The organism is Blastomonas fulva, assembly GCF_003431825.1.
Classification (GTDB): domain Bacteria; phylum Pseudomonadota; class Alphaproteobacteria; order Sphingomonadales; family Sphingomonadaceae; genus Blastomonas; species Blastomonas fulva.
In genome coordinates this window covers 958,444-974,644 of sequence record NZ_CP020083.1, presented here as the reverse complement: position 1 = coordinate 974,644, position 16,201 = coordinate 958,444, and the positions used below count along the sequence as shown (strand labels likewise).

Below are 16,201 nucleotides of genomic sequence, written 5' to 3'. Positions count from 1 at the left end.
CGCCCGCAATCCTGCGCTTGTCCTGCAATGCACTTGCCCGCCCTCAAACACGCATCACCTTGACCGGAATCGCGCTCTGCAGCGCCTGGCCGGTGATCGGATCGAAGCCGCTGGTTTCGCTGACCAGCCGGTTGGTCGATCCGCCGCGCATAGGGACCGCGTCCGGGCTGAAGTCCGGGTCGCCATAGCCGTGCGCCATCGAGATCACCCCGCGGCGCAGGCCATCGGATGCCTTGGCAAGCGCGTGCACCTCGCCATGCGGAGAGGCGATGCGGATCATCTCGCCATCGGCGACGCCAAGTCCCGCCAGATCGTCGGGGTGGATGTGCGCGGGGTTGGTGGTGCGCTTGGCCGCGAGCGCGGACAGATGCCCGCCGGTCGAATTGAAGCGGTGGCGGCTGCGGCGCGAGATCAGCCGGAAGGGAAAGCCCTGGCGCGCCGGATCGTCGCGTCCATATGCGACGAGCTGCGCGGGCATGTCGCCGCCCGCCAGATCGAATCGCGCCTCGTGTCCTGGCTCTGCCGGTTCGACGATCGGGTGCTTGTCGTCATAGATCACTGCCTTGCCATCGGGGCTGTCGGCGCGGACCTGGCTGGGCGGCACCACGCAGCCTGCAACCGCCATGTCGAGAAAGGTCTGCTTGTCGGGACACACGTTCATCGGGCAGGGGCCGCCTGCCAGCGGCAGCCCGGTGCCCAGCCTTTTGGCGAGCCCCCAGAGCATCTCGTATTCGTCGAGCAGATCGCCCGGGCGCGGCAGCAGCGCCTCGGTGTAGCGCGCGTAGGGGATCTCGTACCACCATTCGGACAAAGACGAGATGTCGTCGCGCTCGAGGCACATCAACGGCGCGAGGATATAGTCCGAGCGGCGCGCCGAGACGCCTTCGCTGCGGATATCGACGCTGACGAACAGCTCGAGTGCATCAATCGCGCGCGCCATCTTGTCCTGGTCGGGAAAGGCCAGCATCGGGTTGCCGCCAATTGAGATCAGCGCCTTGATCTGGCCTTGGCCGGGGGTGAGGATTTCGTCGGCCAGCACGTTGCACGGCATCTCGCTCATCAGATGGGTGAGGCCGCGGAAGCGCGAGGCAGGAAAGCCCTCGCCCCACAGTTTCATCGGCGGCGCGACCTGCGCGCGGCGCGGGGTGACGGGCGTGAAGATACGCGGGATCGAGCTCTTCTCGCCCTCGCGGCAGAAGCGGCCGCACAGGATGTTGAGGCTGCTCACCAGATATTGCGTCAGCGTGCCGTTGCCCGCCATCTCCGGCCCCGTCCCGGTACTGGCCGAGCCCCTGGTGCCGCCTGCGAACATCCGGGCGGCGGCGACGAGGTCCGCTTCGCTGACGCCTGCGCGCGCGGCAGCGATCGCGGGCGGGAAGCCGGACACAGCCTCTTTGAGCTCGGCCAGGCCATCGACATGGGCCTGCACGAACGCCTCGTCATACAACCGCTCCTCCAGGATCACGTGGATCATCCCCGCGAGCAGCGCCGGGTCCTCGCCGGGCTTTACGGGCAAATGGATGTGCGCCAGTGCGGCGACATCGCTGGTGCGCGGGTCGGCGACGATCAGCTTGAGGCCCCCCTCGATCGCATCGCGCAACCGGCGCGATGGCGAGAACGGGGGCAGGCCGCCGGGCGGGCCGTAATGCGAGACGATGGGATTGTTGCCGATGAAGAACGCGACATCGGCCTCGCCAAAGACATGCCCGCCGCCCTGCCACTGGCCGTACTGGAACGCGGTGTAGACCTTGGCGGGCTGGTCCAATGTCACGCTGGTGTAGAAATGCCGGGTGCCCAATCCTTGCGCAAACGCCATCGCAGAGGCGACGCCTGCGGAGTTCTGGAACGAATAGGTGCCCGCATAGATGGCGACGCTGTCGGGTCCGTGCTCCTCGATCAGCGGCTTGAGCTTCGCTGCGATCTCGTCGAGCGCCTGTTGCGTTGCGATCGGGGCGAACCCTTGCGCACCCTTCTTCTGCGAAGCCAGCAGCCGTTCGGGGTGATGGTGCGCCTCGGGCAGCTGGCGGCCCTTGATGCAGGTATAGCCGCCGAACACCGGATCCTCCGGATCGCCCGACACGCGCACGACCGTGTCGCCCTCGGTCTCGACCAGGATCGCGCAATTGGCATGGCAGAAACGGCAGAAGCTGCGCTGGACCGGCATGCTGGTATCTCCCCTGGGCACGCGCCCGGCTGGCATGCCGGACCGGGCCGGCAATGCGGGCCAGCCTCGTGCTCTCATGTCCTTCACCCTAACCGATGCCGTAAGGGCCGCGACTGTCATTTTTGACACTTGAGGCAAACCTGTCCGCCGGTCATTTTTGCGCAACATGAGAAAATGGTGCGGACACGAACCGCAGCAAAAGGGGAGGCATTGATGAAGGTATCAACCTATCTGTCGGTTTCGGCATTCGCGCTGGGCCTTGCAACGCTGGCGGCACCTTCGGCTGCGCTGGCGCAGGATCAGGCGCCAGAGGGCGCCGAGGTCGCGCAGGAAACCGGGCTTCGCACCATCGTTGTCACCGCGCAGCGCCGCGAGGAATCGCTGCAGTCGGTTCCCGTCGCGGTGTCCGCGATCGATGCGCAGGCGCTTGCCACCGGCGCGGTGGACGACCTTCGCGACTTTGCCGGTCGCGTCCCCGGGCTGGTGGTCGATCCGGTCAATGCCGGGCCTTCGGCTGCCGCCATCGCCATCCGCGGCATCAGCTTCGAGGATATCGAAAAGAGCTTCGATCCCGCGGTCGGAGTCGTGGTCGACGATGTCTTCATCGGCACCAATACCGGGCAATTGCTCGATGCGTTCGATCTGGAATCAATCGAGATCCTGCGCGGACCGCAGGGCACACTGTTCGGGCGCAACACCATCGGCGGCGTGATCAACGTCCGCCGCAGCAAGCCCACAGGCGAATGGGGCGTGCGCGCCTCGATCGGCTATGCCGAGTACAACACCATCCGCGGACGCCTTGTCGTCAACACCCCGATGATCGGCGATTTCCTCGCGCTCAAGGGCTTCTTCTTCTACGACAACACCGATGGCTATCTGCGCAACGCGACGCAGAACAACCGCCGCACCAACGAATACGAAGTGTGGACCGCGGGCGTCACCGCGCTGATCACGCCGAGCGACAATATCGAGGCGGTGATCACCTATGAGCACATGGAGGAAGACGGCGAGGTCGCCACCGCCAGCGTGTCCAACGACCGCGACCTGATCTGCCTGCAGGTGCCGGTGCCGGGTGTCGGGCTGGTCCGCGCCTTCCAGATCCCGGGCAACCAGTGCAACCGCACGCCCACCAACAGCCGCCAGCTCTACACCGTGTTTGGCAATATCCAGACCCCGGTGCGCAACAAGACCGACGCGATCAGCGGCACGATCAATATCGAGCTGGGCGATTTCACGCTGACCTCGGTCACCGGCTGGCGCAAGAACAACGAGAGCGTGCGGCAGGATTTCGACTCCGCCTCGATCAACTTCTTCGATACGCTGCGCATCCAGAAGTACGAGCAGTTTAGCCAGGAAATCCGCTTTGCCGGCGACGTCACCGACTGGATGGATATCGTGCTGGGCGCCTATTATTTCGACAGCCAGTACACGCTGCGCCAGACCTCGTTCTTCGGATTTCTCGGCCCCAATGCCAGCGCCTTCCAGCTTTCGATCGGCGATTCCAAATCCTATGCCGGCTTTGCCGATGCGCGCTTCAAGCTGTCCGACAAGCTCACCTTCGGCGTCGGTGGCCGCTACACCCGTGACGAGAAGGCGCTGGTCACCAACTTTGCGCTGAGCCCCACCGGCGTCTGCCCGGTCGGCTTTGCCGGGATCACTGCAGCATCGTGCGTCGGGGCGGAGGATTTTGGCGAGTTCACCTATCGCGCCAGCCTGGACTATCAGTTCGAAGGCGGGCAGCTGGCCTATGCGTCCTATTCGCGCGGCTTCCGCTCTGGCGGCTTCAACGGTCGCGCCGCGACGCCGACCGCGATCGGCCCCTATCAGCCGGAAATCGTCGATGCCTATGAAATCGGCCTGAAGGCGGATTGGCTCGACCGCCGCCTGCGCACCAACATCGCGATCTTCCAGACCGATTATTCGGACAAGCAGGAAGAGCTGGTGCGTCCCACCCTGGCGCCGTTCAACGCCATCCAGGCGCAGGAAACCATCGTCGAGAACGCCGCCTCGGCCCGGATCAAGGGTATCGAGCTGGAAATTGTCGCGTTGCCGATCGATGACCTCGCGTTCAACTTCTCGGCGACCTATCTCGATGCCAACTACCAGAATTTCGTGCGCGGCGGCATCGACGTGTCCGATCTCGACCTGCGCCGTGCGCCGAAATATGCCTGGTCCGCCGGTTTCGATTACACCCGCCCGGTGGGTGATGGCGAATTTCGCTGGAGCACCATCTTCCGCTATGTCGACAAATACTCGACCTGCATCGTCACCGATGGGGCGCTGCAGGCGCAGGGCATCATCACCAACGAGCGCCGCTGCGAATCCTCTGAGCGCGAGATCCTCGATTCGACCCTGTCGTACAAGCACGACTTCGGCGGTGCGAACGTGACGTTCAGCGTGTTCGGTCGCAACCTGCTCGACAATCGCGGCCTGTCCAGCACGCTGCCGGTGGCAGGTCTGTTCACCTTTGCCGGTGTCCGTCCGCCCCGTCAGCTGGGCGCTGAAGTGATGCTCGAATTCTGATATACTGTCGCCCGCCATCCAATTGCACGGGATGGCGGGCCCAGTCCTTAGACCACACCAACACGGGATCGCGACCGCGCAAGATATGGCCAAGCCCTTTCCGCCTCACCCCTATCTTCACGGCCATCATGCCCCCAACCGTTTCGAGGCCGACGCGCCCGATCTGGTGATCGAGGGTGAAATCCCCAAGGATCTCGCAGGCGTGTTCTATCGCAACGGGCCCGAGCCTTTGCACCCCACGCGCGGCGACGAGTATCACTGGTTCGATGGCGACGGCATGGTCTATGGCTTCTTCATCGAAGAGGGCCGCGTCTCGATGCGCAACCGCTGGGTGCGGACCGAGAAGTTCGAGCTCGAGAAGGCCGCAGGCGAGCGCCTGTTCGGGGTGTTCGGCAATCCGATGACCGCCGACCCCTCGGTGCAGGGCAAGCGCTACAACACCGCCAACACCAACATCATCATCCATGGCGGCAAATTGCTCGCGCTGATGGAGGGCGCGCCGCCGGTGGTGCTGGACCCGCGCGATCTGTCGACCCTGGGCGAGGATCATTATGGCGGCACCATCTCCACCACCTTCTCCGCGCACCCCAAGATCGACTACGCGACCGGCGAGATGATCAACATCGGCGCGATGATCAACGGGCCGATGGGGGCTGCGGAGATCCGCTACGACGTGATCGACCGTACCGGCACGCTCACCCGCAGCCAGGTTATCCCGGTGCCGCACATGAGCCTGATGCACACCTTCTTCGTTACCGAAAACTGGGTGGTGTTCCCGGTGCTGCCGATCGACACGGACCTCGGCCGGTTCATGCGCGGCGGGCCGATGACCGCCTGGGTCAACGACCGGCCTTCCAAGCTCGCTCTGATGCCGCGCAACGGCAGCGCCGATGACCTGCGCTGGTTCGAGTACGAGCCGCGGCACATGTTCCACGAGCTGAACGTCTGGGAGGAGGACGGCCGCATCATCGCCGATGTCGCCGCCGCCAACGGCACCGCTCTGTTCCCCGACGAAACCGGGGTGCGCGCGACGCATTCGGGTACCCGCCAGAGCCTGCGCCGCTGGACCATCGATCTCAATGCCAACACCGATGTGATCCGCGAGGAAGTGCTCAACGAGCGCGACCTTCAGTTCCCGCGTCCCGACGACCGGCTGATGACGCGCAAGACGCGGCACAGCTTTGCCAACATCAACCTGGAATCGCGCGATGCCCGGGTCGAGGGGCTGGATGCCGCCTTGCGCTTCGACACCGTCACCGGCACGGAGGACATCTACCATTTCGGCAAGGGTGCAGCGGCGGGCGAGCTGATCTTCGCACCAAGGCTGGGCGCAAAGACCGGGCCCGAGGGTGAGGCGGATGGTTATGCGATGACCTTGGTCCACCGCGCCAATGCGCCGGGCAGCGAGCTTGCGATCTTCAATGCGCTCGATATCGCCGCAGGCCCCATCGCCCGCGTGCTGGTGCCGTTCCGCGTGCCCAGCGGCTTCCACTGCAATTTCTACCCCGCAGACGGCGATCTCTATGCCCGCGCGCTGGCGCACTGAGGGCCCGTGAGCATGATCGCCGACATGGTCGCGCGCGGCGCGGCCGCCACGCCCGACAAGCCCGCGCTGATCCAGGATGACGAGACGCTGAGCTATGCGCAGCTCGACGATCTGGTCTGCCGCTGCGTCGCTGCGCTCAAGGCCAGCGGCATCGGCAAGGGGGACCGGGTGGCATTTCTGGGCCTCAACACCATCGATTACGTGATCCTGCTGATGGCGAGCTTGCGGATCGGGGCGGTGACGGTCGCGGTCAACTGGCGGCTGGTGCCGCGCGAGATCGCCTATATCGTGAAGGACGCCGGGGCACGCTTCCTGCTGACGCAGAGCGCGGTGCTGGACAACGCGCTGGCGGTGCGCGCCGAGGCGGGACTGGCGACGATCCTGCTGGGCGATGGCGATTTCGAGGGTCGCGCGACTTTCCGGCAGTGGGTGCAAGGCTTTGATCCGGACCGCTCGCTGGCCGATCTGGCCGATGGCGATGTCGCGGTGCAGTTGTACACCTCGGGCACCACCGGTCACCCCAAGGGCGCGCTGCTCACCCATGGCAGCCTCACCGCTTCGCTCAGCCAGGGGCGCAAGATCGGCGAGGGCTGGGCGGCGTGGCTGGCAAGCGACGTCTCGCTGGTGGCGATGCCGCTGTTCCATATCGGCGGCACCGCCTGGGTGATGCAGACGCTCAACGGCGGCGGCACCGGGGTGATCCTCGCTCAGCCCGATGTCGCGGTGATCATCGCGGCGGTGCAGAAGCACGGCATCACCAAGATGTTCGCGGTGCCTGCGGTGCTCAACATGATCCTCAATCATCCGGACGCCCAAGGCGCGGATTTCAGCTCGATGCGGGTGCTGCCTTATGGTGCCTCGCCGATCCCGCTCGACGTGCTCAGCCGCTCGATGCAGATGTTTCCCAATGCGCAGTTCGTCCAGATGTACGGCGCGACCGAGACCAGCGGCACGATCGTCTATCTGCCGCCTGAAGACCATGATGTCGCAGGGACGCCGCGTATGGCGGGCTGCGGCAAGCCGTTTCCCGATGTCGAACTGCGCATCGTCGGCGAGGACGGGCAGGACCGCGCGGCGGGAGAGGTCGGCGAAGTCTGGGTGCGCGCGCCGCTGGTGATGGCGGGCTATCACAACCTGCCCGACGCCAATGCCTCGGCGTTCGTCGATGGCTGGTACCGCACCGGGGACGCAGCCTATGTCGATGCCGACGGCTATCTCTATCTGTTCGACCGGGTGAAGGACATGATCGTCTCGGGCGGAGAGAACATCTACCCCGCCGAGGTCGAGAACGCGCTGCATCACCACCTTGCCGTGCGCGATTGCGCGGTGATCGGCGTGCCCGATGCCCGCTGGGGCGAGGCGGTCAAGGCGATCGTCGTGCTGAAGGATGGCGAGAATGCCGATGAGGCGGGGCTGATCGCTTTCGCGCGCGAGCATATCGCCGGATTCAAATGCCCCAAGAGCGTGGATTTCATGACTGAATTGCCGCGCAACCCTTCGGGCAAGGTGCTCAAGAAGGAACTGCGCAAGCTCTATTGGCAGGAGGGCGAACGGCAGATCGGTTGACGCGAGAAGCCTTGGCAATGCCGTAGATCAGCCGGTCCCCCGCGCAGGCGGGGGTCCATCTCCCGACCGTTGTGCCGGGTGACAGCTTAGGAGATGGGCTCCCGCCGTCGCGGGAAACCGGAATTTTTGGGAGACGACAATCATGACCACCACCCGCCAATGGCTGATCGCAGGCCGCCCGCGCGGTCGCCCGGTACAGGACAGCGACTTCGAACTGGTGACCAAGGACCTGCCCGCGCCCGGCCCCGGCCAGATGCTGCTCAAGACGCATTATCTCGCCTTCGATCCCGCGCAGAAGGGCTGGATGGAAAACATCGCCGATTATGTCGCGCCGACCGAGATCGGCGAGGTCATGCGCGGCTCTGCGATTTCCGAGGTGATCGAATCGAATGGCGGCAAGTTCCCGGTCGGAACGATGGTGATAGGGTCGACCGGCTGGACCGAATATCACCTCTCCGATGGCGAGGGGCTGGTGCCGTGCGATCCTGCGCTGCCGCCCACCGCGATGATGTCGGTGCTCGGCACCACGGGGCTGACTGCCTATTGCGGGCTGTTCAAGATCGGCAAGCCGGTGGCGGGTGATACCGTGCTGGTCTCGGGCGCGGCAGGGGCGACCGGATCGATCGTCGGCCAGCTGGCCAGGATCGCGGGATGCCGTGTCATCGGCATCGCGGGGGGGCCCGAGAAATGCGCCTGGCTGGTCGAGGAAGCGGGCTATGACGCCGCGATCGACTACAAGGCAGGTGGCCTCAAGGCCGCGATCAAGCAGCATTGCCCGAACGGTGTCGATGTCATCTTCGACAATGTCGGCGGCGCGATCCTCGATGACATGCTGGCCCATATCGCGACGAACGCGCGCGTTGTCATCTGCGGCGGAATCAGCCGCTACGAGACCGGGCAGATGCCCGCCGGCCCGCAGAACTATTTCAACCTGATCTTCCGCCGTGCGACGATGACCGGGTTCATCGTGCTCGACTGGGCGGCGGAGTTTCCCTTGATCCGCAAGCGGCTGGCCGGGCTGGTCAAGGATGGCAGGCTGAACTATCGCGAGGATATCCAGCACGGCTTCGAGAACGCGCCGCAGACGATGCAGCGATTGTTCTCCGGCGCCAATCGCGGCAAGCAGATGCTCAAGCTCTAGCCAATTCTCCACACAGTAGGGCACCCAACTCTCGCGAAGGCGGGGGCTGGCTGCTGCGCGCGGGGCACCCTGATGGCAAACCGCGCAACTTTGTTGCATCGCAATATTATTGCGTCCTTTTCAAACCACTGGTATAACACGATATTTTTGCAACATGCATAAACTGCAACCGAAGCTGCAAAAATAGCATTCGCAAATGCAACATTTCTCTTTGCAACCTATCAATCGCGCACTTAAGTACAGGGTGTAACCAACCAAAGCCCTGTTCAGGGGCCAATCCCTCCCCAAGATTGAAAGGAATGCTACCCATGACCATTCGTGCTTCCGCCCTGATCGGCGCCGTGCTTCTCGCAGCTACCGCTGCTCCCGCTTTCGCTCAGGACGATGCCCTGATCTCGAAGAACCAGACCATCTATGACGCCGAAGGCAAGCGCGTCGGCAAGGTGACCCGCGTTCTCGAGGACGGCTCGGCCCTGGTCATCTACAAGGGCAAGGTCGTGCGCATCGGCGCTGCGACCCTGACCGCAGACGAAGGCAAGGTTTCGACCTCGCTTTCCAAGAAGGAACTCGCGCGTCTGGATTGATCCGTCAATTCATTCGCCGACCGGCCATGTGCCGGAAGGTAAGGGGCGGGAAAGCACGACGGTGCTTTCCCGCCCCTTTTCATTTGCGGCGAAACCCGCTTAGGGTTGCGGCATGAAACTGACCGGACCTGCATCGCACAGCTTTTTCTCGCAGCGGCTCAAGCTGCATTATGCCGATTGGGGCAACCCGGACAAGCCGCCGCTGATCCTGGTGCATGGCGGCGAGGATCACTGCCGATCGTGGGATTGGGTGGCGGGCGAGCTGATGGCCGACTGGCATGTCATCGCGCTTGATCTGCGCGGACATGGGGATTCGCAATGGACCGCCGACGGCAATTACCCGATCATGAACTTCGTCTACGATCTGGCGCAGCTGGTGGAGCAGTTCGGCTATGAACAGGTGACGATCGTCGCGCATTCGCTGGGTGGCAACACCGCGCTGCGCTACGCCGGGCTGTACCCGGAAAAGGTGCGCAAGATCGTCGCGATCGAGGGCCTCGGCCCCAGCCCCAAGATGGTGGAAGAGCGCGCGCTGACCCCGATCGACGAGCACTGGCGCAAATGGTTTGCCGACAAGCGGGCACGGGCGGCGCGCAAGCACCGCGAATATGCCAGCTTCGAAGAGGCGCTGCAGCGCATGCACGCCGAAAACAGCTATCTGACCGCGGAGCAGGCGCGGCACCTGTGCGAGCATGCGGTGATCCGCAACGAGAACGGCACGTACAGCTGGAAGTTCGATCCGCACATCCGCGTCTGGCCGATCCTCGACATCACCACCGATCAGATGCAGGCGCTGTGGCAGCGAATCACCTGCCCGACCTTATTGTGCTGGGGCGAGAAGAGCTGGGCGTCCGACCCGGAGGCCGATGGCCGCATGGGGCTTTTCCATAACGCGCGCCTCGCCAAGTTTTCCGATGCGGGCCACTGGCTGCACCACGACCAGTTCGACCGCTTCATGGCCGAGTTGAAGGGGTTCTTGTGATGCAGCAGGCAGACGATTTCCTCACCGAATGCGATCGCATCCATGCGCTGCTCGCACCGCTCGACGATGCCGCGCTGGCAACGCCAACTGCGTTCAAGGGCTGGACGATCGGCGATATCATTGGCCATCTGCATGTCTGGAACCAGGCGGCGCAGATGTCCTTAAAGGATGAAGACGCGTTCAAGGCGTTCATGGGGCAGGTCGGCGGAATCATCCGGTCTGGCGGCGATCTGAATGCGTTCGAGCGCGTCTGGCTTGATGGCCTCGCCGGTCAGGCGCTGGTTGACGCCTGGGCCGAGACCTACCGCGCCACCGCCGCCGATTTTGCGACCGCCGATCCGGCGCAGCGCGTGCCCTGGGCGGGGCCGAGCATGAGCGCGCGGTCGTCGATCACCGCGCGGCTGATGGAAAGCTGGGCGCACGCGCAGGCAATTTTCGATGTGCTGGGCGTCGAGCGCGAGAATGGCGATGGGATCAAGAACATCTGCGTACTGGGGCTCAACACCTATGGCTGGACGTTCAAGAACCGCAGGCTGGATGCGCCACAGCCGGTCCCGCAGCTGCGCCTCACCGCGCCTTCGGGCGAGGTCTGGACGTTCGGCGAACCGGCGGACGGCGAGTTGATCGAGGGCGATGCGGCGGAATTCTGCCAGGTGGTCACACAGACGCGCAACATTGCGGATACGGCGCTCAAGGTGATGGGGCCAAATGCCACCGCGTGGATGGCCATCGCGCAATGCTTCGCGGGTGCGCCCGTCGATCCGCCTGCACCTGGGGTGCGGAAACGGATAAGCATCTGAAACAGGAGACGATTTGTCTTCATCGCTTTGGCGGTTAGACACCAGGGCGTGTAGGCTTGCTGGCCGGCGGGCTGGGATCGGTCGGCCGCTTCGGTATCGACTGCCGAAGGCAATGGCGGGTCCAGCCATCCTAAGCGGTCGCTTATGCCCGGCAATATAAGCAGAGAGCCAATGGCGCTGCGGCGAGGCGATTGCGAGATGTGGCGGGTCAGCGGCTTGCTGTGCTCCCCGGAATTGAAGGGCGGTTGCTGACACCTTTCAGCAAGGAGAGTGTCATGATCGATCACGCCGCCCCCGGCCGTCGCTGGGACCCCATCGTCAGAATCACGCACTGGACGATTGCCATCGCCGTGCTAGCCAATGCCATCGTGACAGAGGAAGGCGCCGCCGCGCATATCTGGGTGGGTTATGGTCTTGCGGCCATTCTCGGGCTGCGCCTGCTGTGGGGTATTGTCGGCCCTGCCGAGGCGCGATTTTCTGCCTTCTGGCCGAGTCCCCGCAAAGCGCTGGCACATGTGCGCGATATCCGGGCGGGAAATGTTACTCGCCATGCCTCGCACAATCCGCTCGGCGCGATGATGGTCTTTGCAATCTGGGGCTGTCTGCTCACGATTATCGCCACCGGAATTACCCTGGCCGGACCTGTGCCATGGGCTGGCACCGAGTATCAGCAGGAGCAGCACAGCGTTTCTGCGGGGCACGGCCGGCAGAGCGAGGTCGAAGAGGGCGAAGAGGGCAAAGAGGGCGAAGAGGGCGAAGAGGGCATGCTCGGAGAAATCCACGAGACCGCCGCAAATCTGCTCTATCTCCTTATCCTCCTGCATCTGGCAGGCGTGGTGTTCGAGACACGGCGCAGCGGCAAGCAGGTTGTGATGGCCATGTCGCCGCTGGGGCGATAGGCAAGGCTAATGAGCGCAAGGACACGCATACGCGAACGCAAGGCCACGGGGATCAGCATCCTAGTGGCTTTGCAGGCGCTCGCCTGTGCGTTTTTCCTTGCCGATCTGGCAAGCGACGTAATGACTGACGGGATCGGCCTGCATCTGGCGATCGAGATGATCGCTGCTATTGCCCTATTAGCCGCAGTGGTCCTGGGCGCGATGCGAGTGCGCGGCCTGATCACCGCAGCACGTCGGGACGAGGCTGCCGTGGCCACAGCGCAAGGTGCGCTGGGCGAACTGATCCGCCTGCGGTTCGAGGAATGGCAGCTGACAGCCGCTGAGGCTGATGTCGCCCTGTTCGCTCTGAAGGGCTGTGATATTAGTGAGATCGCAAGGCTAAGGGGGTCAGCCGCTGGTACCGTCAGAGCTCAGCTTGCAAAGGTCTATTCCAAGGCAGGGGTCGAATCCCGATCTGGGTTGATCGCATTGTTTCTGGAAGACCTGATTGCTCTCCCGGACAAAAGCAGTCGGGTACTGGGCGGATAACGCAGCGAGCAATGTCTGCGCCGCAATTCGCGCGATTGCTTCAGCCCGTCCGCTGCTTCTGGAGAGCGGGCTTCACCCCCGTCGCGGCATCCTGAACGGCAGCATCAGCTTCACAATCCCCTTTTCCAGCCGGTCGAGCGACAGGCTTTCATGCACCGCCTCGGCCTGCTCGCCGAACAGGCGCGTCTTGAGCGCGGTGCGCGAATAGAAGGGGGTGTCCTCCCAGGTGCGGCGGATTTCGACCGGGGCGCCGGCATCGGCGCGGGTGATACGCGGCATGCGCCAGAGGGTCTTGGGCAGCACGCGCTCTGGGGGCAGTTCCACCTCGCTGATCGTGCCGTTGTCGGCAAAGCGCAGACCCATGGCAAAGCGCGAATCGTCGCGGCGCTGGCCTTCGTAGAGCACGACCGAATCGCGTGCCAGATGCGCGCGCGACCAGTGCCAGTCGGAAAAGCCGCGTTCGAGTGGTTCGACACCGGCGTTGCTGTCGATATAGCCCTCGCCCTTCCAGCTGAGCGAAGGGTTGTCGAGCTTGACCTCGACGACCGCGCGCGGCGCGATCGGGCGCCAGGCGTGGTTCCCCTGGGCATCGAGCGGCCACAATGTCTGCGGCATCACCTTGGGGAACACCCGGATGGTGCCGCGCACCTTCTTGGGGAGCGGCGCGGTGATCTCTGCCAGATCGATGCGCAGGCTGTCGCCATCCCAGTGCATCGAGCTGGGGCCGATCACCAGATTGTCGTGATCGCGCGCAAGGTGGCTGCGGCCCCGCTCGGTCATGCACCAGCCGCCGCGCGGGCCATACAGCGCGACGTTCATCGCGATGTGGTTGTCCGGATCGCCGCGCCCCGACCAGTGGTAATAAGGCGAGAACACGCTGCCGATGAACGCGATGATCGTCAGACCATGCTTGCCGTCGTCACTCAGCGCGTCGATGTACCACCAGGCATAGCCACCCGCCGGGACGATCGCATCGAAGGCAGGTCCGCAAGCAGCCGCTCTGCCGCCAAGCGGCCGGAGAGACTCGCCATCGGGATCCCGGCGCCGGGGTGAATTCCACCCCCGGCCAGATAGAGCCCCGGCAAACGGCTCGCTGCCCCTGGCCGCTGGAAAGCCGCCTTCCATCCATGAGTCGCCCGGCCGTAAAGCGCGCCGCCCGTCGCCGGGAACAAACCCTCGTAATCCGCTGGCGTCACCAAATGCGAGTTGTCCGCCGTTCGGTCGATCGTCAGGCCACAATCCTCCAGGAAGCCGAAAACTTGCCTCTCGCATTGGTCGATCTCCGCCTGTGAACTTTGGAATGTGTCGCCATTGGCTGGCGCGTTGACGATAAGCTGCAGCCGTTCGGGCCCCGGCGGCGCGCGCGCCGAATGGTCGTCGCGGTCCTGCGCGCAGATATAGATGGTGGGCGCCTCGGGCACCTGGCCGCGCTTGAAGATCGAATCGAACTCGGCGCGGTAGTCGTTCGAGAAGAACACGCTGTGCCTGACCAGAGGGAAGCCCGAGGTCTTCGCGTTGATCAGCCAGGTCATGCTGGAGAGCGACCGCTGCTTGGGCGGCACCGGCGGCACCGCGCGGCGCACGCCATCGCCCAGCCGCCCGATGTTGAGCGCGGCAGGATCGCCGTTGAACACGATCGCGCGCGCGCGGATGACTTCGCCGGATTCGAGCCGGACCCCTGCAGCGCGGCCATGCTCGACCACGATCTCGGAGATCGGCGCATCATAGCGGAACTGCGCGCCGTTGCTGCGGGCAAGCTCTGCGATGGCGGTGGCGATCGAGTGCATGCCGTTGTCGGCAAGCCAGACCCCGTCCTGCTCGACATGCGCAATCAGCATCAGGGTCGCGGGCGCGACAAAGGGTGACGATCCGCAATAAGTGGCATAGCGCCCGAACAGTTGCTGCAGCCGGGGATCGGCAAAATGCCGGCCCAGCGCCTTCCACATCGCCTGATAGGGGCGGATCGCCATCGTCTCGGGCAGGCGCTTGAGACCGATGCGCGTCACCAGCGAGAAGGGGGTAGGCGCGGATGCCTCCAGATACGGCTCGCGCAGCACGTTGAAGATGCGTGCCGCCTCGGCGCAGAAGGTGCGGAAACCCGCGGCATCCTTCGCGCTGAAATACTCGCCGATCGCTGCCTCGCTGGCCTGGACATCGGCGAGCAGATCAAACGGAGCTTCGGGGCCCCATGCGTGGCGGGCAATCATGCTCGCCGGGGTGAGCGGGATCGCGGTCGCCAGATCGCCGCCGCAATCGGCAAACAGCCGGTCGAAAACCCAGCGCATCGTGAACACCGTCGGCCCGCCATCGACCGGGCGGCCCGCCGCCATCACCTCGCGCAACTTGCCGCCGGGGGTGGGTTGGCGTTCGACCACCAGCACCGGCTCGCCCGCCGCAGCCAGCAACGCCGCCGCGCTCAGCCCGCCGACGCCCGCGCCGACGACAATGATCGGCTCATGCCGCATATGGCGGCCCGTCGGAAGAAACCCAGGTCATGAAGGGATGCTAGCAGGTGTCCATAAAGTTTGACAGTTATTTGTCAGGGTCAATGGACATGTACCAAAGGGCGTGCCTTGGTCCATTCTTGGTCCCCTGCGAAGGCCGGGGCCCATCACTGGACCCCTCCACGATCAGCCAGTGGTGCGCGTTGTGCGGCAGCAGGAGATGGGCCCCTGCCTGCGCAGGGGACCGGTGAGGGTCAGGTGCTTTTGGACAACATACCGCGCCGCATCAGATCGGCGATGTGCACCGGGAACGACAGCATCAGCGGCAGCGCGATCAGCGGCCAATCCGCGCCGGTCAGCGCGCCGCGCAGCGCGATCACGATGAACACCGCAGGGCCCAGCACCAGCGCGACATCGAGCGGCTTGCCGCCGCGCATCACCAGCCAGACGAACTCCGCCGCCAGCACGGCAAGGATCAGGTCCGCCGCATGCCCGCTGGCGAAAAAGGCGGATACCGCGTCCATCTCAGCCGAACGGGCTGTTGAGCTGGACGATGGCATAGTTGAGCGCGGCGGCCACGCTGACCCAGCCGATATAGGGCAGCAGCAGCCACGCGGTCAGCTTCGAGAAGCGCCCGCAATAGACGATCAGCACCGCGATCGACAGCCACAGCGCCGCAACCTCGATCAGCGCCCAGTCGGGTCGCTGCACGCGGAAGAACAACAGGCTCCACATCACGTTGAGAAAGCCGTTGAATGCGAACAGCCCGATGACGTTGGTGCGCGCATTGCGCGTCGGCGCGGCGCGCCAGGCGGCGAGCGAGGCCAATGCGGCGAGCGCGAAGATCAGCGTCCAGGCAACTCCGTAGAGCCAGCCCGGCGGGGCCCAGCCGGGTTGGTTGAGCCCCTGATACCAGGGCCCCAGATCGGTGATCGTCGCGCCGCCCGCGGCCACGATCAATGCCGCCATCGCCGCCAGGATGACGGGCAGAAAACCTTCACGATGCATTCGGCTTCAGCCTCCC

General features: G+C 64.6%; 14 protein-coding genes. 9 read left to right on the top strand and 5 right to left on the bottom strand.

Annotated elements, in window-relative coordinates; all coding sequences use genetic code 11:
- Positions 1-43 precede the first annotated feature (43 nt).
- Positions 44-2,164 carry a molybdopterin-containing oxidoreductase family protein gene (locus tag B5J99_RS04615; RefSeq protein ID WP_117351663.1) on the bottom strand — a complete coding sequence of 707 codons (2,121 nt, stop codon included), beginning with the start codon at positions 2,162-2,164 and terminating at the stop codon, positions 44-46.
- 213 nt (positions 2,165-2,377) lie between these two features.
- On the opposite strand from B5J99_RS04615, the gene B5J99_RS04610 reads away from it, so the two are divergent.
- From B5J99_RS04610 to B5J99_RS04570, 9 genes are all read left to right on the top strand, one after another.
- Positions 2,378-4,687: a TonB-dependent receptor gene (locus tag B5J99_RS04610; RefSeq protein ID WP_162892451.1), complete on the top strand. Its 2,310-nt coding sequence runs from the start codon at positions 2,378-2,380 to the stop codon at positions 4,685-4,687.
- An 85-nt stretch (positions 4,688-4,772) separates the two neighbouring features.
- Positions 4,773-6,233, top strand: coding sequence for a carotenoid oxygenase family protein (locus B5J99_RS04605; RefSeq protein ID WP_162892450.1), 1,461 nt, complete (start codon positions 4,773-4,775; stop codon positions 6,231-6,233).
- A gap of 12 nt (positions 6,234-6,245) precedes the next feature.
- Entirely contained in the window at positions 6,246-7,799 is a 1,554-nt protein-coding gene (locus B5J99_RS04600) for a long-chain-fatty-acid--CoA ligase (protein ID WP_245991745.1), read from the top strand.
- A 142-nt stretch (positions 7,800-7,941) separates the two neighbouring features.
- On the top strand, positions 7,942-8,940 hold the full coding sequence (locus B5J99_RS04595; RefSeq protein ID WP_117351655.1) for an NADP-dependent oxidoreductase: 999 nt from the start codon (positions 7,942-7,944) through the stop codon (positions 8,938-8,940).
- Between the two features lie 308 nt (positions 8,941-9,248).
- Positions 9,249-9,524 carry a hypothetical protein gene (locus B5J99_RS04590; RefSeq protein WP_054135769.1) on the top strand — a complete coding sequence of 92 codons (276 nt, stop codon included), beginning with the start codon at positions 9,249-9,251 and terminating at the stop codon, positions 9,522-9,524.
- Between the two features lie 112 nt (positions 9,525-9,636).
- Positions 9,637-10,506, top strand: a complete 870-nt coding sequence (locus tag B5J99_RS04585; protein WP_054135768.1) for an alpha/beta fold hydrolase — start codon at positions 9,637-9,639, stop codon at positions 10,504-10,506.
- Positions 10,506-11,306, top strand: coding sequence for a TIGR03084 family metal-binding protein (locus B5J99_RS04580; protein ID WP_117351653.1), 801 nt, complete (start codon positions 10,506-10,508; stop codon positions 11,304-11,306). The genes B5J99_RS04585 and B5J99_RS04580 overlap by 1 nt, the downstream gene beginning before the upstream one ends.
- A gap of 275 nt (positions 11,307-11,581) precedes the next feature.
- Positions 11,582-12,205 (top strand): cytochrome b/b6 domain-containing protein, encoded by a 624-nt coding sequence (locus tag B5J99_RS04575; protein ID WP_117351651.1) that lies wholly within the window; start codon positions 11,582-11,584, stop codon positions 12,203-12,205.
- A gap of 9 nt (positions 12,206-12,214) precedes the next feature.
- A complete protein-coding gene (locus tag B5J99_RS04570; RefSeq protein WP_054135765.1) occupies positions 12,215-12,733 on the top strand; it encodes a helix-turn-helix transcriptional regulator in 519 nt (172 codons plus the stop codon).
- 72 nt (positions 12,734-12,805) lie between these two features.
- Here B5J99_RS04570 and B5J99_RS04565 read toward each other — a convergent pair whose 3' ends face one another.
- The 4 genes from B5J99_RS04565 to B5J99_RS04550 all read right to left on the bottom strand — a co-directional run bounded on the left by B5J99_RS04565 (position 12,806) and on the right by B5J99_RS04550 (position 16,185).
- Entirely contained in the window at positions 12,806-13,609 is an 804-nt protein-coding gene (locus B5J99_RS04565; RefSeq protein WP_117351649.1) for a hydratase, read from the bottom strand.
- A gap of 47 nt (positions 13,610-13,656) precedes the next feature.
- On the bottom strand, positions 13,657-15,198 hold the full coding sequence (gene crtD, locus B5J99_RS04560; RefSeq protein ID WP_117351647.1) for a 1-hydroxycarotenoid 3,4-desaturase CrtD: 1,542 nt from the start codon (positions 15,196-15,198) through the stop codon (positions 13,657-13,659).
- Between the two features lie 233 nt (positions 15,199-15,431).
- Positions 15,432-15,701 (bottom strand): hypothetical protein, encoded by a 270-nt coding sequence (locus tag B5J99_RS04555; protein WP_117351645.1) that lies wholly within the window; start codon positions 15,699-15,701, stop codon positions 15,432-15,434.
- Position 15,702: 1 nt separating this feature from the next.
- Positions 15,703-16,185: a TspO/MBR family protein gene (locus B5J99_RS04550; protein ID WP_054135763.1), complete on the bottom strand. Its 483-nt coding sequence runs from the start codon at positions 16,183-16,185 to the stop codon at positions 15,703-15,705.
- Between the last annotated feature and the right edge of the window lie 16 nt (positions 16,186-16,201).

Bases quoted from the DNA above. Each gene is read 5' to 3' on its own strand.
- B5J99_RS04615 (WP_117351663.1), bottom strand. From the start codon at position 2,164: ATGCCGGTCCAGCGCAGCTTCTGCCGTTTCTGCCATGCCAATTGCGCG.
- B5J99_RS04610 (WP_162892451.1), top strand. From the start codon at position 2,378: ATGAAGGTATCAACCTATCTGTCGGTTTCGGCATTCGCGCTGGGCCTT.
- B5J99_RS04605 (WP_162892450.1), top strand. From the start codon at position 4,773: ATGGCCAAGCCCTTTCCGCCTCACCCCTATCTTCACGGCCATCATGCC.
- B5J99_RS04600 (WP_245991745.1), top strand. From the start codon at position 6,246: ATGATCGCCGACATGGTCGCGCGCGGCGCGGCCGCCACGCCCGACAAG.
- B5J99_RS04595 (WP_117351655.1), top strand. From the start codon at position 7,942: ATGACCACCACCCGCCAATGGCTGATCGCAGGCCGCCCGCGCGGTCGC.
- B5J99_RS04590 (WP_054135769.1), top strand. From the start codon at position 9,249: ATGACCATTCGTGCTTCCGCCCTGATCGGCGCCGTGCTTCTCGCAGCT.
- B5J99_RS04585 (WP_054135768.1), top strand. From the start codon at position 9,637: ATGAAACTGACCGGACCTGCATCGCACAGCTTTTTCTCGCAGCGGCTC.
- B5J99_RS04580 (WP_117351653.1), top strand. From the start codon at position 10,506: ATGCAGCAGGCAGACGATTTCCTCACCGAATGCGATCGCATCCATGCG.
- B5J99_RS04575 (WP_117351651.1), top strand. From the start codon at position 11,582: ATGATCGATCACGCCGCCCCCGGCCGTCGCTGGGACCCCATCGTCAGA.
- B5J99_RS04570 (WP_054135765.1), top strand. From the start codon at position 12,215: ATGAGCGCAAGGACACGCATACGCGAACGCAAGGCCACGGGGATCAGC.
- crtD (WP_117351647.1), bottom strand. From the start codon at position 15,198: ATGCGGCATGAGCCGATCATTGTCGTCGGCGCGGGCGTCGGCGGGCTG.
- B5J99_RS04555 (WP_117351645.1), bottom strand. From the start codon at position 15,701: ATGGACGCGGTATCCGCCTTTTTCGCCAGCGGGCATGCGGCGGACCTG.
- B5J99_RS04550 (WP_054135763.1), bottom strand. From the start codon at position 16,185: ATGCATCGTGAAGGTTTTCTGCCCGTCATCCTGGCGGCGATGGCGGCA.